Genomic DNA, 19,492 nt, shown 5'->3' with positions numbered 1-19,492 from the left:
TTATTTCGAGTTTTTTCCTTATTATATATCTGAAATAACACATAGCTTTCATACTTTTCCCGCTATAAATTCCACCATTAAAGTTTGATTTTCTTTTCAATACAAGAAATAAAGAGCACGCTATAATTAGCGCACTCTTTACTTCTTCACATATACTTCAACAATCGGATTTTCCTTTTGATCTGCATGTAAACGTATATTCTCTTCACTTGTATTGTAAATACTAGCTAACAGCATAACCGTTAGTAAGTTAGGTATCTTCGCATCGCTTCCGTATTTTCTTTCAAGCGCCTCCTTATATTCAAAATCCAAATCTCCTTGCACATATGTATACACTTCAAAACCATCTTTCAAATTACATACGACCGTATCAATAATATCCGCCCCTACTTGTTTCTTCATTTCCCCCCGCAATGCTTCAATAAATTCTTCCCAAGGAACTTCGTACGTCTGAAATTGATCTGTAGATTTCATTTCTCTTCCTCCTCGTTATGTATCCTGTTCGTATATTTCCCCTTTCGCGTAAGATATACAACAGTAAAAGAAACTTTAATTAGTGTTTTTTTTCCCTATGAACCTTAATACAGATTCTCTTGAACGTTCAATTTCCTTAATGTTTTCATCATAATATTTTGATGCGTATGCATAGAAGATTATGTCAATAGTCAGAAATTGGGCAAATAATGAACTTGTTGCTGCACTACGAAATTGAGCCTCTGGTGCACGAACATGATGTAAGGACATATCAACTTTATTGGTTAATCTGTTATTCCCAAATCGAGACAATCCAATTGTTTGAATACCAGATGCTTTTGCAATATCAACAAGTCGCAGTACTTCTCCAGTTTCTCCACTATTGGATATACTAAAAAACACACAATTTTTTGTTGATGCAGCAAGTCCAGTAGCCATGATATGTGCATCCTGATATGCACTTACAATCTTTCCTAAACGTAACCATTTATGAGTAATATCTTCCGCAACAAGCCATGAAGCTCCTAATCCATAAACATAAATAACATCTGCATTTCTCATAGCTTCAATTATTTGATTGAGAACAACTTCATCTAAATAAAGTGCTGTTTCTTGTATCGCTTGTACAGAGTTGGAAACTATTTTTTCTTTAATAGCCGTTATTGTTTCATTTGGTTCAATGTCATAAAAACCTTTCTTCTCTGGGTATGAGAGATGCGATGATAAAGATACCTTTAACTCTGAAAAACTAGAAATTTCAATAGAACGACAAAGCCTAGTGACCGCAGAGCTACTCGCATTAGCATGAGTAGCTAATTCATGTATAGTCATTCTAATAACTTCTTGTGGATTGTTTAAAATATATTGCGCTATTTTTCTTTCAGATTTTGGTAATTGATATAATAAACTTTCAATTTTTAATAATACATTCACTACATGCATATTGAATTGCCCCTTTAACTTTTAATTAGCTCATATATTTCAGAGCTAAGTAATAACAGCCTAATGTAGATGATACATCTTCTAAAATAAATTGCACTTCCGGTTTTTCTTGTTTAATTTTTTCAATAAAGGAAGTTTGTACAATCTGTATATTAGTTAACACACTTCCTTTAATAGCAATTGTAACATTGTTGTCAAAATTTAATTTTCCACAAACATCAAGCGTAATCTTGGCAAGGTGACAGCCTGCTTGTTTGAGAATATTCTTTGCAAAATCATCACCTGCTTTTGCTTGTTGAACGATTATCGGAACAAAAGAAGCAATCTCTGCCTTAGTTGAGGAATAAATAAATTTTTTTAACTCAAGCACACTCTGATAACCAAGTTTTGTTAGTATCAACTTAGTTAGGTCACTATAATTTAATCCTTCATCTTCTTCTTGCGTCATTTTCATGAAAACCTGCATAGCAATCCAATAGCCACTTCCTTCATCACCAAGAATATGTCCCCAGCCACCTGCCAATTTTTCAGTATCATTTTGAACTCCAATACTAACAGATCCTGTCCCTGAAATTGTTAAGATACCATTTTTCCCCTTTAGTAAAGCAGCATGTGCAATAATTCCATCATTTACAATCATAAATGGAATATTAAACGCATCAGAAAGAGCATCTTTTATACCTTTTGTATTTTTAACCCCTCCATACCCCGCTAACCCTAAGCATATATACTGGCATTCTTCATTTTTCAAAGGAACTAAGCATTTTGCAATAGCATCAATAATGTTAATAAGAGCTTGCTTTTCATTTAAAAGTAAGTTTCCGTATCCTGCTTTACCTTCACTTATTTTTTCACCAGTTAAATCATAAGCCACTGCTTCAGTTTTAGTGCCACCACCGTCTACTCCGATAATATAATTCATATAGATTCCTCCTCATTCATAAAGTAAAACTTCAATCAGTGGGTGTTTTCTTCATCCCCTATTGATTATTCCACCTAACCAAACGAGCTTTTATAGGTAGTTTACCGCCTAACTAACATCTTCGCTTCCACCAAATTTTGAGGTGAAAGTATTCCTATCCTCGAATAGTGGGATAAACAAAAAAGGAAGGAGCGTTCTGTTCCTTCCTTTCCCCTTGGTTTGAGATTTTTTTTGATAAAATCACTTAATTGAAAATTGGAATTTCTCCCAAGGATTTAGATAATCAAGGAGAAAAATTTCTTCCTCAACTATCCTACCAACTACATTTGTTTTACCTAAATTCTGCATTTCTTTCAATGCAATTTGCAGTTCACCTTTATATTGTCCGTATAGCTTATTTTCAATTAAAATATCTCCCCTTCTAATATCAGGGGTATATGTTGGTTCAAATTCTTCTCGTTTATATTTTACACGTGATTGAGTCGAGCGAATAAGATATTCTGAAACGTCTCCACGATAGAAATGAGGTTCTTCTAGCACAATCTTTTTTTCTAACTCTGTAATCGTATCATATAGTTCTATATTAAACGTACATAGCTCACGGTTTAATTTACCGAGCGCTTCTAATTCAACCTCTGATGCATATGCGTTAGCAATAATCACATCATCAATTACTTCTGTTGCAAATAAGTGTTTCGCTTGCGTTACTATTGGTAATTCACGATGCATTTCAAGTGTACATAAACCTTCCGTTACTGGCCAAGGCCCATAAGTTGCTGCGTGCGAACTGATGAATGCAGAAGTTCGAATATTATGAAATTTGAATTTTTCACAACACTTTAGAAAATGATCATAACTTAATCCTGCATAACGATGAGGATAGAAGTTATGTGAACCTACTAAGTTCTCTTTATTAGGCTTATAAGCAATAATATTATCTAAATAATTCGTTGCATTACTCATATTAATTTCGATTTTTAAATTATAGGGATTATATGTCATGATAGACTCTTCATTCCCTGTAAACCCCATATCTAGACGAATTCCATACGCTCCTAAATCAGAAAAGAATGATAAATCAGCATAGGATATATCTAAATCCCCAAATACTCGAGGAGAAATATCGACCATTACTTCCATGCCTAATTGATTTGCAAATTCAATTATTTCTTTAAATTCCTTAATAATTTTTTCTTTATCACCTTCTACCGAAAGTAGGCAAGTAAAGATTTTTTTGAACCCATATTTTTGCGCCAGTACAATATACTCTTTATCCTTTTCTATAGTTGAATGTTCCGGATAAATAGAAACACCTAATTTTCTCATCTTTAAACCACCTTTACCTTTCTACATCCTCCATTATTGTTGTGGCGCTAGTTTTTTTATGATACGAATCATATGTTCAATCAGCTTTTGTTCACTTATCGCTGTCATTAAGTGATCTTGAGCATGGATCATTAACAATGTTTTTTCACTTGGAACTCCATTCAATTCAGCTTGAATTAACTTTGTTTGTGTTTTATGAGCCAAGCTAAGTTCTTCCCCAGCTTGGTTAATAAGTTCTGTCGCTCTTTCAAAGTTAAATTCTTCTGCGGCTGTTAATGCTTCATAAGCTAATCCTCTCGCATTTCCACCATGAGAAATAATTTCAAAAATTTCCATTTCATTATTATTGATTTCTGTTGACATATCTTAACACTCCTCATCTTAATAAATTTTAAATACGGCATTCCCTAAAAGAATCAATGTTTCAGAGAATATCAGATTTCAATTGGTCTTTACTATTAAATTTCTTATTATTCTAATCAGCTAAAAAATAGTGGTAAATACTCTTTATGTGCTTTTAATAGTTCCTGTAATACAGCTTCTGCTAAATCATCACTTGGAATAAGCGGGTTAATTGATAAGGCTAATAAAGCCTTATCATAAGAACCTGTTACAGCTGCCTCAGCACCTACTCTTTCAAATGATTTGATTTGTTGAATTAACCCTTGAACTTGAACTGGTAATTTCCCCATTGTTATAGGGGCTGGTCCATTTTTTGTTACAATACAACTTACTTCAACAGCTGAATCATAATCGATTTCGGTAATGGATCCTTTGTTTTGGACATTTAATACTTGAATGTCTTTTTTATCATTATAAATAGAAGAAATAACATTACACGCCGCGTCACTATAGTACGCACCACCCCGCTGTTCTAATTGTGGAGGTTTAATGTCAAGTTTTTCATCTTTGTACAAATCAAACAGATCTCCCTCTAGTTTTTTGACAATTTCAGCACGGGTTTTTCCTGATTTAAATGCTTCTAATTCTTCATCTAAAATATTTTTTGTTTTGTAATAATAACGATGGTATGGGCATGGTACTACACCTAATGATTTCAAAAATCTTGGATTCCAAGGAAGAGGTGCAATATTCTTCATTGTCATTTGAATTTCTGGATTTCCTAGCATTTCAAGCACTTTCTCTGTCACTTCTTGATCATCAACGTACACGTGTGTCCCAAATACCATGTGGTTTAATCCCGCAAAATCAATGTGTACTCTCCCCATCTCCATACCTAACATTTTTGAAATAGACATATGCATATTAAATGGCACATTACATACACCAATAACTTTTTTATGCTTACTGTAACGAAGAAGAGCTTCCGTTACCATTCCAGCAGGGTTTGTAAAGTTAATTAACCATGCATTTGGGCAAAGTTCTTGCATTTCTTCTGCGACTTCTAGAAGCACAGGGATTGTTCGTAATGCTTTAAATAGCCCACCTGCACCATTTGTTTCTTGGCCAATTAATCCCAGTTGTAAAGGAATACGTTCGTCTTTAACTCGAGCATCTAGTAAACCGACTCTCATTTGCGTTGTCACAAAATCAGCATTCTGTAAAGCTTGACGACGGTCTAATGTTAAATGAATTTCCATTGGAACTCCTGCTTTTTCAACCATTCTTTGTGCTAAGGACCCTACAATTTCAAGTTTTTCTCTTCCTTCTTCAATATCCACTAACCAAATTTCTCTAACTGGTAGCTCATCGTAACGTTTAATGAAACCTTCAATTAATTCTGGCGTGTAACTGGATCCGCCACCAATTGTAGCAATTTTTATTCCCTTTTGCTTTTCCATTTCACTAACACCTCATTTTAGATAACGAACTTTTTCTTTTCATTTACGCATAGACAATAGGGTAACAAATTAGTGCACTCACTACTATTAAAGACAAGAACAAAATTAACGCTTGTTTCTTGTTTTTAAACCTACCTTCAACCAAAGTAATAACAACAGTTAATCCTGCACTGAAGGCAAAGGTATTACCTAGGTACAATGACAATTGTTTATCTATCCCACCCACATTCATTAAAGGATTAAAGATAAGATTAAAAACAAGAATAAAACTAAAAAGTAAAAATGCACTTTTGTAACTAAAAAAGTGAATTTTGGATGTTGAATTCATTTTTATCCCCCTTCTCTTTTCATATTAAAAGGAGCTTGAAGCAATTAGTCCCAAACTCCTTTCAAATATTTTTATAAGGCCACGTTCGTGTCTTCTGTTGTTTCTGTTGTATTTTCTTGTTCTAAAAGCTTTTTATCATACATTTTAAAGAATGGTAGATAAATAGTAACTGAGATTGCAAGATTGACTAATACAAGAATGATTGCTCTCCAATCACCGCCTGTTGAAAGATAGGCACCTATTGGGGCTGGCAATGTCCATGGAACCATTACATACGTTGGATTAACTAATCCTATTGACGTCGCGATGTACGCAAGTGTCGCACCAATTAATGGTGTTATAACAAACGGAATAATTAAGATTGGATTTAATACAATTGGCATCCCAAAAATAACAGGTTCATTGATGTTAAATATGCTCGGAACAATTGTCGCTCTCGCCATCGTCTTACTATAACTAGATTTTGCTGTTAATAACATAGCAATTACTAACCCTAATGTTGCGCCAGAACCACCAATCCAAATAAACCATTGGAAAAATGTTTCAGGAGCTATGTGAGGGATTGCCTTTCCAGCTGCAACTGCTGCTGAATTATTAGCTAAATAAACTTCCCAAACTGGACGAGCAACAGCACCTACAACTGATACCCCATGAATACCGAATGCCCAGAAGAATGTTATTAAAAAGACAGGGATTAATACGCCCGGTAGTGTATCTCCTGCTTTAATAAGTGGTGCAACAGCTTTATCAACAAGTGAATGTAGATCAATACCCAAGACTACTGTAATTAATGTCATGATAACCAGTACAATTGTAACTGGTATTAACGCTTCAAATGAACGGGCTACAGAAGTTGGAACGGAATCTGGCATTTTGATTGTAATATTTTTGGTCTTACATAGACGTAAAATTTCAACCGCAAATATGGAAACAATCATCCCTACAAAGAGTCCATGCCCACCAAGATTTGACATCGGCAACACAAAACCTACACCCTCTATCATTTTCACGCCTATTGTGAACAAGAAAGCAGCTACCGATAGTAATCCTCCTGATAGAGGATCTAACTTATAACTTTGAGACAAACTATAGCCTATTCCAAAAGTAATATATAGAGTCATAATAAACATCGTTAATCGATAGGGTATTAAAATATCTGCGACGTGTTTTGCTGCCCATTCACCTATTGTGGAATCTGCTGCTACGGGTGGGAAGGCAATAATAAGAAATAAGCTCCCGAAGATGATGAATGGTAAAGCAGAAACTACCCCATCACGTATTGCACGTAAATGTTTTTGCTCAGACAATTTAGCCATGGGTGTTGAAAGATTATTTTCTAAAAAAGCGATAAACTTATCCATTTGCAATTTCCCCTTTAGCTATTTAATAGTTAAACCTATTTGTTGGATTATTACTTTATAAGTTCATTTACTAACTTTAATAGAATAGGTCCACCAAGAGGGCTGTATGCTTGGGCTGGGATTACTTGACATGGTACTCCGGCTTCATCTGCAGAGCTTTTAAAACTATCAAAACGATGTTTTACTTGTGGGGCTACCATAGCAACATCCCAACCGTTACGTACTTCTGAATCAAATTCTTGAGTACCAACTGCCAATACCTCTAAATCCACCCCTTGTTTTCCACCCTCTTTTTTTAAAGCGCTTACAATAATTGCGCTTGACATTCCACCAGAACATACGAATAATACCTTCATCTTTATTCCCCCTACTACTTCTTTTTTATTTAATAAATTTCAAAGCGCTTTTCTTATAAATCCTTCTGCAACTTTTAAGCGTTCTACCGCTTCTTCATAAGAAATATTTGTCAAAATCATAACAATGGCAATTTTAGGTTGATTATTTGCCTTTACTAAGTATTCTTCTGCCACTTTGTAACTACATTCAGTGGCATCCATAATAATACGTTTTGCACGTTCAACTAGCTTTTCGTTTGTTAGCTGTAAATCTACCATTAAGTTCCCATAAACTTTTCCAATCCCAACCATTGAAGCTGTCGAGAGCATGTTACATACTAATTTTTGAGCCGTTCCGGCTTTTAAGCGAGTAGATCCCGTCAGTACCTCAGGTCCGTTTACAACTTCAATAGCAATTGTAGCAATTTTTCCAATCTCTGACTCTTTATTACAACTTATTGAAACTGTACCTGCCCCAAGTTGATTTGCATAATTTAAGCCTGCAATAACATAAGGAGTACGCCCACTTGCAGCAATACCTACTACAACATCCTTACTAGTTAATTGAATTTCCTTTAAATCTTTAAGGCTTAATGTGAAACTATCTTCTGCCCCTTCAACCGCTTTAATAAATGCACTTTCCCCACCTGCGATTAGACCTATTACTTTATTAGGATCAGTGTTAAACGTTGGTGGACATTCTACAGCATCCAACAATCCAATCCGTCCACTTGTTCCAGCACCTATATAGATTAATCTGCCGCCTTGTTTCATTGCTACAACAATCATCTCTACAGCCTTTGCAATTTGAGGAAGTTCCTTTTGAACACAGTGAGCAACTTTTATGTCTTCTTCATTCATCACCTCCAGTAAATTAAGCGTTTTCATTTCATCTAAAAACATAGTTTTTTCATTACGACATTCCGTTGTTAAATGTTCTATCATATACACCATCCCTCTACCATTCGTAATCTAATCACTTTCTTTGATACGACTATAACACCACTAAAAATAAATTTCAATTATTTTCCGTAAAATTAAAATGAAATTTCAAAACTGTATATACAACTAGAATATTAGCGAGTATAATACATAATTGTTAACGCTTACACAATTATAAACTATACGGATAAGAAAGAGGTTCATGCTATTGAGTAAAAAATTCGTGGTAGATTAAAATACCTTTAGAGAATCAACTGAACTTTCGAATCTTAATGAACTACCTGAGAGCATCAAGATTGGGTACTGCCTCATGAACAATTGTGCTTTTATCCAAGCCTTCCAAAAGAACAAAAATTTATGATTGACGCTATCATGTCAGGTGTTAAGAATTATGATATCAATGTAGTACACATGAATGATTATTCTATCCTTACAAGATTGTTAAAGTCCCTTTTTCTGATGAAGCTACATATAGAATGCGGAAAAAGTATATTTATAACTATAGAAAACTGGCGCTGTGACAATGTATATAATCTTGTTATATATATTAATCAAGCCATTAAGTTTCACTTTATCATGGTTTTATAAGAACTCGTTTTGTTGATTAGTAAGGAACTTAAAAATCTATGAAAAGTAGGTGTAATAATAATGTACATTGTTGGGTTAATGTCTGGAACATCATTAGATGGTATTGATGCTGCGCTTGTACGTGTGAATAATAGCGGCGTAAGGACGGAAATAGAAATGATTGAGTTTCTAACATATCCTTTCCCAAAAGATGTTGAAGGAGAAATTATACAGTCTTTGTCTGTAGATACATCTAACGTGCAACTAATTTGTAGTTTAAATTTTAAGCTCGGAAAATTATTTGCAGATGCTACAAAGGAAGTTTGCAAGAAAGCTAAACTACCTTTAGAACAGTTGGACCTTATAGGATCCCATGGACAAACTATTTACCATCAACCTTTACAAGAACAAAACTGGGTACCCTCAACGCTACAGATTGGTGAACCCTCGGTAATTGCTTATGAAACCAATACAACCGTAATATCTAACTTTCGTACTATGGACATGGCAGCAGGTGGACAGGGCGCTCCTCTGGTACCTTATACCGAATATGTTCTTTATCGAAGTGAAACAAAGGGCAGATTGTTACAAAACATAGGCGGTATTGGAAATGTAACTGTTTTTCCTAAGCAAGCCTCACTTAATGAACTGTATGCCTTTGATACAGGGCCCGGGAATATGATTATCGATGAAGTATGTCGCCAATTGTTTAGCGTAGAGTACGATGAAGGTGGTAATTTAGCTAAAAAAGGAAAAATAAACGAACAGCTCTTATCATACTGTATAAATCATCCTTATATTATGAGCCCTCCTCCCAAAACAACAGGTAGAGAATTGTTTGGTAAGCAGTATATTGACATACTATTAAATAAGTTTAATTCGCTTTCCAGCCACGATATATTAGCAACTATAACAATGTTCACAGCAAAATCCATTGTAGAGAACTATTGTAAATTCATCTTTCCACAAGTTAAAATCGACGAAGTCATTGTTGGAGGTGGTGGCAGCTATAATAAAACTTTACTCAACATGATTCAATCACTACTTGGGGAATCAATTCAAGTTTATACCCAAGAAGAGTTAGGATACTCTTCGGAGGCTAAAGAAGCTGTAGCATTCGCTCTTCTTGCAAATGAAACCTACCATGGTAACGCAAGTAACGTTCCAAATGCTACGGGTGCAAAAAGCGCTGTCGTCCTTGGAAATGTATCCTTTCCTATCTCGATCTCGGATCAGTGGATTAAGAAAAAAACTCTTTAGAATAAAGTGAAGTTTCCATCTGCAACTGATTATTAGCTCTAACCAATCGGACTTTTTTATGGTGTTTTTTATACATAGGCTCTTTAAACAAATTATTGATAGTGTTTTGAAAGCAAACTAATATAGAAAATTTTCACATTCGAATGAACAATAGCGAGTTTTAGATTTTTCAAGGTCACTGAAAAACTTACGTTTTTCAGTTCACAAAATGGACATAAAATAAGAAAGACGACTTTTTGATCAACTGTGAACGAAAAGTCGCCTTTCTTTATATCATTTTTCAACTTGTTTCTCTCATTAAACTCACGATTCTTTTTGAACTGACGGCGAATATCGTCAGCTCTCCTTGTATTTGCATACCCCATGAAGATGCCACATCATACCCGTGTCTGTGGTTACGCTCACTATTTTCCACTTCAATAGATACTCTTTTTATACATAAGTTTTACAACGTAATGCACTATTACATTTTGTCTACAGTCTATTATAGATTTTTTTAGTTTCACAAGCTGTATTGATTCCAAACAATACAGTTACTATAATTAACAAAAATTGTTTTTAAAGTGCCACTACTCCTTTTTCATAAGAAATATTTCCCTTTCTATTGTTCACCCATACTCCCCTAAAAAGAGTAACAATTATGATAGATAGGTCATTCGTACAAGCCGCACTTGTCCCCCTTACATATCGTATTACTGTAATGGGGGAAGGAGGAAAGAACATGCATAGACAAAAATGTTATAATACATGCCAACGTTATTTCGGCAAAGTTGTTCGAATTGAAGATCGTGATGGTCATATCCATTTAGGAAAAATAATAGACGTGACAAATGATTCTGTTTGGATTGAGCCAATGCAGCAGCGTTCATCTTTTGATACAGGATTTGGATACCATGGCGCATATTCAAACGGCGGATGTGATATTTGCGGTGGTATTAGCAGATGTGATAACTGTGGATTTGGGTGTGGTGGTGAATTCGATGGTGAATTCAGTGGTGGATTCGGTGGCTGCGGATGTGGTCGTCGTGGTTGCGGCGGTTGTGGCTTTGGTGGCGGCTGGGGCTTAGAACTCGGATTTGGTTTTATTTTCGGAATTACTTTGGCTGCATTATTTTTCATCTAACATAGTAAAGAGTTGACTATCTTTAGCCAACTCTTTTTTCTATTTTTCACATATAAAAACACGATGCCCTAAAATATGTTGATACATAAACAGTACTTGTTCGTGTTGTACCCACGCCTCATACAATTCTTCTGGAATAAATGGTGATACATTCCACTCCGGCTCTTCCATATGTCCTGCAACTGTTTCTGCAATAGTGCCGCCACCTGCAATTATAATTCTTTTAAAGTTTGCTTTCTGAAATAAATGAATCCACTCATCTTCAGTTAATAATTCTTTCATACCGTATAATTGTACAATTTTTTCTTCCTCATTCTTCTCAATATGTCTATCAATAATCATCTCAATCACAACAAGCTTTCCATCCTTCTGCAATACACGATAACACTCCGAGATAACCTTTCCTTTATTTGTAAAAGCTAGTATAGATTCCCCAAGCACTAGTTCAAATGAATCATGTAAACAAGGTAATTGTTCTACATTCCCTTGAATCAATTGAATATTTAACCCTTCATACGACCATCTATCTTTCGCTTTTTGAATCATAATTTCATTCTTTTCAACCGCCGTTACTTGATAGCTAAATTCTTTTGCCATATAAGCCGCCGTTTTCCCCGTGCCGCAACCTATCTCAAGGACATTCGCTCTATGTCTAAGTGGCAATTGTGCTAATAATTGTTTTGTTAATGTAAAACCACCAGGATGAGCACTCCCTATTCCGTAATAAGCTAGAAAATCAATGTATGTGTTTCGTTTCATGAGATTCTCCTTTGAGTTTTCTATAATACATATATTCATCCATAAAAAAATAGTGCACAGAAAAAAAAGCATTTTCAAGTGCTATAATACCGCAACTTGAAAATGCTTTTTTCTTTTATTATTTCTCTTCTACATACGCCCATTTGAAACTATATTCCGGACTAATATTATGTTTCACAATTCCCTTTACATTTGGTTGCATAACATATGCTTTAGCACTTTGATATAAAGGTACAAGCGCTACATCTTCTTCAAGTAACAATTTCTCTGCCTTCCCTAACTCTGCCCAACGTTTTTTTGCATCAGCCATCCATTCCGTCTTACTTTTATCAATAATTTCATCATATTTTGAATTTGAGTAGCTCATTTGGTTCTGAGAATTTTTTGTTTCAAACATATCAAGGTACGTCATCGGATCCGCATAATCTGGATTCCAGCCACCATATGAGAAATCATAATCTTGATCTGATTCTAATTTTAGTTTTTGCTTAAATGGTTGAAGTTTAATATTTACTGTTACACCTTTTAAATTCTTTTCAATTTGATCTTTTACGTACTCCCCAACTTTTTTCGCATTACCAGTATCATAATTTAATAATTCAATTGTCACTTGATCTTTTCCAAGTTCTTTTTTCGCTTCTTCCCAAGCTGCTGCTGCCTTTTTGGAATCTTGTTTTAAACCATTCTTGAATGTTTCTGCGAAATCTTTACCGTCTGGTCCACTTGCTAAACCTTTTGCTACTAAGTAATCAACTGGTTTTGAACCATCATTTAAAATTACATTAGTTAAACCCTTCTTATCAACCGATAATGCAATTGCTTCACGTAATTTTTTGCTCTTTAACGGTGTATCTTGCCCACCACGTTTTTGATTTAGACGTAAGTAAAACGTACTTGTTTCCGAATATGCTCCAAACTCATCTTTTTTATTTCTATACTTATCAACGAATTCTCCAGATAAAAGTGCAAAATCAATTGCGCCTGTATCATATAAATTCACCCTAGTAGCTGCTTCTTTTACCACACTATAATTAATTTCATCTAATTTCACTGTCTTTTTATCCCAATACTGATCATTTTTCTTCAACTTCCAACCTTGCTCATGTTTCCAATCAGTAAGCACAAATGGACCGTTATAAACTGTTGTATCGGACTCTAAACCGTATTTCTTCCCTTGTTCTTTTACAAACTTTTCATTTAACGGATAGTATGATGCAAATGCCATTAAGTTCAAGAAATATGGTACCGGTCTGTCTAATTCAACTTCAAGCGTATAATCATCAACTGCTTTTACACCTAACGTAGAAACTTCTGCTTTCCCTTGATTAATTGCTTCTGCATTTTTAAGATAGTAAGCAATAAATGCATACTCAGCAGCTGTTTGTGGATCTACTAGACGTTGCCATGCAAATACGAAATCTTTCGCAGTTACAGGATCACCGTTTGACCATTTTGCATCTTTACGTAATTTGAATGTATATTTTTTACCATCCTCGCTTTTTGTACTAGATTCTGCTACAGCTGGGATTGGCTTATTATCCTTATCAAGACGATATAATCCTTCCATCGTGTTCCCTAAAATTTGAGATCCTAATGTATCTGTATTTTTTGAAGTATCCATCGTCGGAATTTCATTCGTTTCTGTACGATTTAATACTTGCTTTGCTGCGTATTTAATATCAGAGTTTTTCCCTTCCCCACTATTAGACGTTGTAGTAGTCGTCTTCTTCTCCCCACCAGATCCAGAACATGCTGTTAACGCCATGCTCATTGCTAATACTGGCGCTACAACCGCCGTGAACTTTTTCATCTTTTTCTTCATTCTTGTACCCTCCCCAATTATATGTACGCTACTAACTTTTAGAGATTTCTACCAACTTTATTTATCAGAAAATTCTTATTAATTAATATTCTACTATTTTTTTCAGTTTTGTAAAGTATTTTTAAGAATATTCTAAAATTTTATTTTTTTATGATAGTAACTTGTTATTTTACTATTACTACTATATGAATTATCCCCCATCTACTATATGTAAACATACCTCCTCTTATTCTTCTCTATTACTAAGTTCTATATTTTTCTCATCAATATGAAATCTCTGCTATCATTTATCTATCCAATTGTTGAACTCTTTTCTAATTTCCTACAGTAGAATTTTAAAAGCAACCTCAACATTTCTCAAAATTTCCATGTGCCTTATTCTCCTATTCATACAAAAAAGCATTTCAAAAGCAGCTTAGCCACTTTTAAAATGCCTCTATATTATTTTTTCCCGCCATCCTCAGTTACATACGCCCACTTAAAGCTATATTCTGGACTGATGTTATGTTTAACGATGCCTTTTACATTCGGTTTCATTACATATGATCTTCCTGTTTGATATAAAGGAACTAATCCTGCATCTTCTTCAAGGAATAATTTTTCTGCTTTCCCTAACGCTTCCCAACGTTTCTTCGGATCAGACAGTAATTCATTACCTGCTTTTTGTACCATTTCATCGTATTTCGGGTTTGAATAACTCATTTGGTTATATGGGCTCTTCGATTCAAACATATCAATAAATGTCATCGGATCCGCATAGTCTGGACTCCAACCTGCATAAGAGATTTCATAATCTTGCGCTGACTCTAATTTTAATTTTTGTTTGAACGGCTGAATTTTCGTATTAATCGTTACACCTTTTAAATTTTTCTCAATTTGATCTTTAACATAATCAGCAATCTTTTTCGCAGTTCCATCATCATAGCTTAGTAATTCAATTGTAACTTGATCTTTTCCAAGTTCCTTTTTCGCTTCTTCCCATGCAGCTGCTGCTTTTTTCGTATCTTGTTTCAGACCATTTTTAAACGTATCTTGGTAATCTTTACCGTCAGGTCCTGTCGCAAGCCCTTTTGGAACCAATTGATCTGTTGCTTTTGATCCATTATTTAAAATAACATTTGCTAAACCTTTTTTATCAACTGATAATGCAATTGCTTCACGAAGTTTTTTACTCTTTAACGGTGTATCTTGTCCGTTACGCTTTTGATTTAAACGTAAGAAGAATGTACTTGATTCTGCATACTCACCGTATTCATCTTTATTCGATTTATATTTATCTACAAACTCTCCTGATAGTAGTGTGAAATCAATTGATCCTGTATCATATAAATTTACTTTCGTAGCAACTTCTTTTACTACACTATAATTAATTTCTTCTAATTTCACAGTCTTATTATCCCAATATTTATCATTTTTCTTCAACTGCCATCCTTGTTCATGTTTCCATGAAGACATAACGAATGGCCCATTATACACCGTTGTATCTGCTTCTAAACCAAACTTATCTCCTTTTTCTTTTACAAACTTTTCATTTAATGGATAGTATGACGGGAATGCTAATAAATTTAAGAAGTACGGTACCGGTTTTTCTAATTCTACTTCTAGCGTGTAATCATCTACCGCCTTCGCTCCTAATTCAGTTCCAGGTTTTTCACCTTTATTAATCGCTTCTGCATTTTTAATATAGTAGGCAATAAACGCATATTCCGCCGCTGTGTTTTTATCAAGTAAGCGCTGCCATCCGTATACGAAATCTTTCGCTGTTACAGGATCTCCATTTGACCATTTCGCATCTTTACGCAGTTTAAACGTATATTTTTTACCATCTTCGCTTTTCGTACTTGATTCTGCAGCAGCCGGAATAGGCTTATTATCTTTATCAAGACGATATAATCCTTCCATTGTGTTCCCTAAAATTTGTGCCCCTAACGTATCAGTAGATTTAGAAGTGTCCATCGTCGGAATTTCTTGGTTTTCCGTACGATTTAATACTTGCTTCGCTGCATATTTAATATCAGATTTTTTTTCTTCCCCACTATTAGATGTAGTAGTCGTTTTCTTCTCTCCACCTGACCCAGAGCACGCTGTCAATGCAACGCTCATCGCTAAAACTGGTACTACAACTGCTGTTAACTTTTTCATCTTTTTTCTCTTCATTTTTATACCCTCCCCAATTATATGTACAATACCAACCCTTGAGAGACCCCTTGTTAACGATTTACTTTTCAGAAAATTATAACTAATATTATTCTACTCTATTTTCCGCGTTTGTAAATAGTTTTATTTTAAATATTCAGATTTTTTCTTCGTAATTTAGTAGGATTTATCCCCCATCTACTGTATGTACGTACTATACGCCTTATTCTTCTCTATTTAACTGAACTAAAAAAAGCATTTCAAAGTAGCTAAGCTACTTTAAAATGCTTTTTTAACTCTATTATTTTTCAGTCACGTATGCCCACTTAAAGCTAAATTCTGGACTGATATTATGTTTTACTACACCTTTTACATTTGGTTGTAAAACATAAGAATCTCCACGTTGATATAAAGGTACAATCGCTACATCTTCTTCAAGTAATGTTTTTTCAGCTTTTCCTAACTCTTCCCAACGTTTCTTTGCATCGCTCATTAATTCCGTTCCAGCTTTTTTCACCATGCCGTCATATTTAGGGTCAGAGAAGCTCATTTGGTTATGAGAATGTCCAGTCTCAAACATATCTAAGAACGTCATTGGATCTGCATAATCTGGATTCCAACCACCGTATGAAATATCATATTGTTGCTCAGATTCTAATTTTAGTTTTTGCTTAAATGGTTGAAGTTTAATGTTAACTGTTACACCTTTTAAGTTCTTCTCAATTTGGTCCTTAATATATTCTCCAACTTTTTTCGCATTACCAGTATCATAGTTTAAGAATTCAATTGTAACTTGGTCTTTACCTAGCTCTTTTTTCGCTTCTTCCCAAGCTGCAGCAGCTTTTTTAGCATTTGGTTTTAAACCATTTTTAAACGTTTCTTGGAAGTCTTTACCGTCTGGTCCAGTTGCTAAACCTTTTGGTACTAAGAAGTCAGCTTCTTTTGATCCATCATTTAAAATTACGTTTGCTAAATTCTTTTTATCAACTGATAGTGCAATTGCTTCACGTAACTTTTTACTCTTTAATGGTGTATCTTGTCCATCACGTTTTTGGTTCATACGAATGAAATACGTACTCACTTGTGAATATGTTCCGAATTCATCTTTCTTATTTCTGTATTTATCTACGAACTCTCCAGTTAATAAAGCAAAGTCAACTTGACCGCTATCATATAAATTGATAAGAGTTGCTGGTTCTTTAACAACACTGAAGTTAACTTCTTCAAGTTTTACAGTCTTTTTATCCCAATATTGATCATTTTTCTTTAATTGCCATCCTTGTTCATGCTTCCAATCTTTAAGAACGAACGGTCCATTATAAACTGTTGTATCAGACTCTATACCGAACTTCTCCCCTTTTTCTTTTACGAATTTTTCATTTAATGGGTAGTACGATGGGAATGCTACTAAGTTTAAGAAGTACGGTACCGCTTGCTCTAATTCAACTTCAAGCGTAAGATCATCTACCGCTTTCACTCCTAATTCAGCTACAGGTTTTTCACCTTTATTAACCACTTCTGCATTTTTAATTGGGAATGCGATAAATGCATACTCAGCAGCTGTTTTTGGATCTAATAGACGTTGCCAAGCATATACGAAATCTTTCGCCGTTACTGGATCTCCATTTGACCATTTTGCATCTTTACGTAGTTTAAATGTATATTTTTTACCATCTTCACTTTTCGTGCTAGATTCTGCTGCAGCTGGAATAGGCTTATTATCTTTATCCAGACGATATAATCCTTCCATCGTATTCCCTAGCATTTGTGAAGATACTGTATCTGTTGATTTAGAAGAATCCATCGTTGGAATCTCTTGGTTTACTGTTCGATTCAACACTTGTTTTGCCGCTAATTTTCCCTCTGACTTGCTATCTCCACTTGAGTTTGTGCTTGTCTTTTTATCTCCGCCTGATGTAGAACATGCTGTTAGTGCCATGCTCATTGCTAAAACCGGTACTACAACTGCTGTTAGTTTTTTCATTTTTTTCTTTTTCATTTTCTGTACCCTCCCTAATTCTAAACGATACCTATTTAAGAATTTTCTGATAATTCTGTTTTTCTTTATATACTTATCAGACGATTCTTACTACTTCTTATTCTACTAATTTTTTAAAATTTGTAAAGTATTATTATTGAAAATTTTTAAAAAATTATTTTCTTACAGTAATATTCATAAAAATTCCATATAGTTTTTTAACATCGTTTTTTATCGTTACATATACACTAATTTAATAGTGTTAATTATGTTTTCTAATAAATAGACTGTAGATTATCGTTAATAAATAATGTATATTTTAGAAATCTTTTTCTTACAAAAACAAAAAAAGCAGATATAAAATCTGCTTTAATTTTCCTCAATTTGTTTCGCACTTAATCCAAGATGTGTTCTGAGTGTATTACTCAAATTTTGTAAGTCTTTTTTATTAGGATTATAATAATATACACGCTGTCCATTTGGGCCATTTGGTAAATATAAATCATCACCATTTAGCTGAATCTTCTCAACTGAACAATCTAAACCATATTTATAAAAAGATAAAATATCATCCACTGCTAAATTTGTTTTAAAATCACCATCGACGGCCTCAACCATTTTCTCCAGTTTTGTAATAGACCCTACACTTTTTAATTTACTTAAAATCGCCTCAATAACAAGTTGTTGGCGCTGTCCCCTCATTGCATCACTATCAATATGACGAGTTCTCGCCAAAGCAAGTGCTTCTTCTCCCGTTAATTTTTGAACCCCTTTTTTCAAGTGAATCGTATCAGGTTCATCTTTACTATTTTGTTCAGTAAATTCAACCGGGACATCTACCTCAACACCATCGAGCCCATCAACAATTTTAATAAATGAACCAAAATTAAATTTCACAAAATAATCTACCGGCACTTGCAGTAACTTTTCTACTGCCTCAACAGAAGCTTGTGGCCCTCCATCTTTTCCGTTTTTAACGAAACCACTTCCATATGCATGTGTTATTTTATCTTTTTTCTTTTCGATTGGAACATATGTATATGTATCTCGTGGTATACTGGTTAACTTCACTGTCTTATCTTCTTTATTAAACGTAGCTAATAATAATGCATCCGTATGAAATGCACCATTATACCCCTTTTGCCGTTCTTGATTTTCATCAATTCCCATAATTAACATTGAAACGTTGTTTGTAATTGGCTTTACAGCTCTCTCACGTAAATTTGATTTTTCACCACGCGATAAGTTCAAATTAGATTTTTGTACGAGATTAGAAGTTTTCATATATACATAAGCACCATAACCAACTCCGCCAAATAGTAATACTCCTAACAATACACTTATTATCGTTGTCTTTTTATATTTTCGTTTATTTTTATTTTCTCTTGAAGGAGAGGTATTCTCCATATAGTTCC

At 34.3% G+C, this 19,492-nt stretch carries 17 protein-coding genes and 2 pseudogenes; 3 read left to right on the top strand and 16 right to left on the bottom strand.

Annotated features, from left to right (window positions below; genetic code table 11):
• Nucleotides 1–138: 138 nt before the first annotated feature.
• From MR071_RS06295 to murQ, 10 genes are all read right to left on the bottom strand, one after another.
• On the bottom strand, nt 139–474 hold the full coding sequence (locus MR071_RS06295; RefSeq protein WP_078174159.1) for a hypothetical protein: 336 nt from the start codon (nt 472–474) through the stop codon (nt 139–141).
• 75 nt (nt 475–549) lie between these two features.
• Complete coding sequence (locus MR071_RS06290) at nt 550–1,416, bottom strand: MurR/RpiR family transcriptional regulator (protein WP_002146363.1); 867 nt, start codon at nt 1,414–1,416, stop codon at nt 550–552.
• 25 nt (nt 1,417–1,441) lie between these two features.
• Nucleotides 1,442–2,338, bottom strand: coding sequence for a BadF/BadG/BcrA/BcrD ATPase family protein (locus MR071_RS06285; RefSeq protein WP_105585243.1), 897 nt, complete (start codon nt 2,336–2,338; stop codon nt 1,442–1,444).
• A gap of 240 nt (nt 2,339–2,578) precedes the next feature.
• Nucleotides 2,579–3,664, bottom strand: coding sequence for a DUF871 domain-containing protein (locus tag MR071_RS06280; protein ID WP_242235417.1), 1,086 nt, complete (start codon nt 3,662–3,664; stop codon nt 2,579–2,581).
• A gap of 33 nt (nt 3,665–3,697) precedes the next feature.
• Complete coding sequence (locus MR071_RS06275; RefSeq protein WP_078181164.1) at nt 3,698–4,027, bottom strand: PTS lactose/cellobiose transporter subunit IIA; 330 nt, start codon at nt 4,025–4,027, stop codon at nt 3,698–3,700.
• Nucleotides 4,028–4,143: 116 nt separating this feature from the next.
• Nucleotides 4,144–5,466 carry a 6-phospho-beta-glucosidase gene (locus MR071_RS06270; protein WP_105585245.1) on the bottom strand — a complete coding sequence of 441 codons (1,323 nt, stop codon included), beginning with the start codon at nt 5,464–5,466 and terminating at the stop codon, nt 4,144–4,146.
• Nucleotides 5,467–5,509: 43 nt separating this feature from the next.
• A complete protein-coding gene (locus MR071_RS06265; protein WP_242235416.1) occupies nt 5,510–5,794 on the bottom strand; it encodes a hypothetical protein in 285 nt (94 codons plus the stop codon).
• 71 nt (nt 5,795–5,865) lie between these two features.
• A complete protein-coding gene (locus tag MR071_RS06260) occupies nt 5,866–7,155 on the bottom strand; it encodes a PTS sugar transporter subunit IIC (protein WP_002146353.1) in 1,290 nt (429 codons plus the stop codon).
• Nucleotides 7,156–7,205: 50 nt separating this feature from the next.
• Nucleotides 7,206–7,511 carry a PTS sugar transporter subunit IIB gene (locus tag MR071_RS06255; RefSeq protein ID WP_105585246.1) on the bottom strand — a complete coding sequence of 102 codons (306 nt, stop codon included), beginning with the start codon at nt 7,509–7,511 and terminating at the stop codon, nt 7,206–7,208.
• Between the two features lie 39 nt (nt 7,512–7,550).
• Nucleotides 7,551–8,435, bottom strand: coding sequence for an N-acetylmuramic acid 6-phosphate etherase (murQ, locus tag MR071_RS06250; protein ID WP_242235414.1), 885 nt, complete (start codon nt 8,433–8,435; stop codon nt 7,551–7,553).
• Between the two features lie 297 nt (nt 8,436–8,732).
• Here murQ and MR071_RS25760 point away from each other — a divergent pair.
• Together MR071_RS25760 and anmK are read left to right on the top strand one after the other, a co-directional pair.
• Nucleotides 8,733–9,020 (top strand): annotated as a pseudogene (locus tag MR071_RS25760) (family 10 glycosylhydrolase); the annotation flags it as partial.
• 60 nt (nt 9,021–9,080) lie between these two features.
• Nucleotides 9,081–10,259: an anhydro-N-acetylmuramic acid kinase AnmK gene (gene anmK, locus MR071_RS06245; RefSeq protein WP_242235412.1), complete on the top strand. Its 1,179-nt coding sequence runs from the start codon at nt 9,081–9,083 to the stop codon at nt 10,257–10,259.
• A gap of 280 nt (nt 10,260–10,539) precedes the next feature.
• On the opposite strand, the pseudogene MR071_RS06240 reads toward anmK, so the two are convergent.
• Nucleotides 10,540–10,692 (bottom strand): annotated as a pseudogene (locus MR071_RS06240) (IS5/IS1182 family transposase); the annotation flags it as partial.
• A gap of 288 nt (nt 10,693–10,980) precedes the next feature.
• On the opposite strand from MR071_RS06240, the gene MR071_RS06235 reads away from it, so the two are divergent.
• Complete coding sequence (locus MR071_RS06235; protein ID WP_242235411.1) at nt 10,981–11,382, top strand: hypothetical protein; 402 nt, start codon at nt 10,981–10,983, stop codon at nt 11,380–11,382.
• A 39-nt stretch (nt 11,383–11,421) separates the two neighbouring features.
• Here the strand turns inward: MR071_RS06235 and MR071_RS06230 are convergent, their stop codons facing one another.
• The 5 genes from MR071_RS06230 to MR071_RS06210 all read right to left on the bottom strand — a co-directional run bounded on the left by MR071_RS06230 (nt 11,422) and on the right by MR071_RS06210 (nt 19,484).
• On the bottom strand, nt 11,422–12,141 hold the full coding sequence (locus MR071_RS06230) for a class I SAM-dependent methyltransferase (RefSeq protein WP_242235409.1): 720 nt from the start codon (nt 12,139–12,141) through the stop codon (nt 11,422–11,424).
• A gap of 118 nt (nt 12,142–12,259) precedes the next feature.
• Nucleotides 12,260–13,963, bottom strand: a complete 1,704-nt coding sequence (locus MR071_RS06225; RefSeq protein WP_105585253.1) for a peptide ABC transporter substrate-binding protein — start codon at nt 13,961–13,963, stop codon at nt 12,260–12,262.
• A 441-nt stretch (nt 13,964–14,404) separates the two neighbouring features.
• Entirely contained in the window at nt 14,405–16,120 is a 1,716-nt protein-coding gene (locus MR071_RS06220; RefSeq protein ID WP_002185196.1) for a peptide ABC transporter substrate-binding protein, read from the bottom strand.
• A 280-nt stretch (nt 16,121–16,400) separates the two neighbouring features.
• Entirely contained in the window at nt 16,401–18,098 is a 1,698-nt protein-coding gene (locus MR071_RS06215) for a peptide ABC transporter substrate-binding protein (RefSeq protein WP_002066447.1), read from the bottom strand.
• 348 nt (nt 18,099–18,446) lie between these two features.
• The gene (locus MR071_RS06210; protein ID WP_105585254.1) at nt 18,447–19,484 is read right to left on the bottom strand and encodes an LCP family protein; all 1,038 of its coding nucleotides are present in this window, start codon (nt 19,482–19,484) and stop codon (nt 18,447–18,449) included.
• Nucleotides 19,485–19,492: the final 8 nt, after the last annotated feature.

Source organism: Bacillus cereus group sp. BfR-BA-01316 (assembly GCF_022664195.1).
Lineage (GTDB): Bacteria > Bacillota > Bacilli > Bacillales > Bacillaceae_G > Bacillus_A.
Note: the sequence above shows the minus strand (reverse complement) of the source record. Positions and strands in the feature narration are given on the sequence as shown.

Excerpts from the sequence above, each read along its gene's own strand:
- MR071_RS06295 (WP_078174159.1), bottom strand. The coding sequence starts at position 474 with ATGAAATCTACAGATCAATTTCAGACGTACGAAGTTCCTTGGGAAGAA.
- MR071_RS06290 (WP_002146363.1), bottom strand. The coding sequence starts at position 1,416 with ATGCATGTAGTGAATGTATTATTAAAAATTGAAAGTTTATTATATCAA.
- MR071_RS06285 (WP_105585243.1), bottom strand. The coding sequence starts at position 2,338 with ATGAATTATATTATCGGAGTAGACGGTGGTGGCACTAAAACTGAAGCA.
- MR071_RS06280 (WP_242235417.1), bottom strand. The coding sequence starts at position 3,664 with ATGAGAAAATTAGGTGTTTCTATTTATCCGGAACATTCAACTATAGAA.
- MR071_RS06275 (WP_078181164.1), bottom strand. The coding sequence starts at position 4,027 with ATGTCAACAGAAATCAATAATAATGAAATGGAAATTTTTGAAATTATT.
- MR071_RS06270 (WP_105585245.1), bottom strand. The coding sequence starts at position 5,466 with ATGGAAAAGCAAAAGGGAATAAAAATTGCTACAATTGGTGGCGGATCC.
- MR071_RS06265 (WP_242235416.1), bottom strand. The coding sequence starts at position 5,794 with ATGAATTCAACATCCAAAATTCACTTTTTTAGTTACAAAAGTGCATTT.
- MR071_RS06260 (WP_002146353.1), bottom strand. The coding sequence starts at position 7,155 with ATGGATAAGTTTATCGCTTTTTTAGAAAATAATCTTTCAACACCCATG.
- MR071_RS06255 (WP_105585246.1), bottom strand. The coding sequence starts at position 7,511 with ATGAAGGTATTATTCGTATGTTCTGGTGGAATGTCAAGCGCAATTATT.
- murQ (WP_242235414.1), bottom strand. The coding sequence starts at position 8,435 with ATGATAGAACATTTAACAACGGAATGTCGTAATGAAAAAACTATGTTT.
- anmK (WP_242235412.1), top strand. The coding sequence starts at position 9,081 with ATGTACATTGTTGGGTTAATGTCTGGAACATCATTAGATGGTATTGAT.
- MR071_RS06235 (WP_242235411.1), top strand. The coding sequence starts at position 10,981 with ATGCATAGACAAAAATGTTATAATACATGCCAACGTTATTTCGGCAAA.
- MR071_RS06230 (WP_242235409.1), bottom strand. The coding sequence starts at position 12,141 with ATGAAACGAAACACATACATTGATTTTCTAGCTTATTACGGAATAGGG.
- MR071_RS06225 (WP_105585253.1), bottom strand. The coding sequence starts at position 13,963 with ATGAAGAAAAAGATGAAAAAGTTCACGGCGGTTGTAGCGCCAGTATTA.
- MR071_RS06220 (WP_002185196.1), bottom strand. The coding sequence starts at position 16,120 with ATGAAGAGAAAAAAGATGAAAAAGTTAACAGCAGTTGTAGTACCAGTT.
- MR071_RS06215 (WP_002066447.1), bottom strand. The coding sequence starts at position 18,098 with ATGAAAAAGAAAAAAATGAAAAAACTAACAGCAGTTGTAGTACCGGTT.
- MR071_RS06210 (WP_105585254.1), bottom strand. The coding sequence starts at position 19,484 with ATGGAGAATACCTCTCCTTCAAGAGAAAATAAAAATAAACGAAAATAT.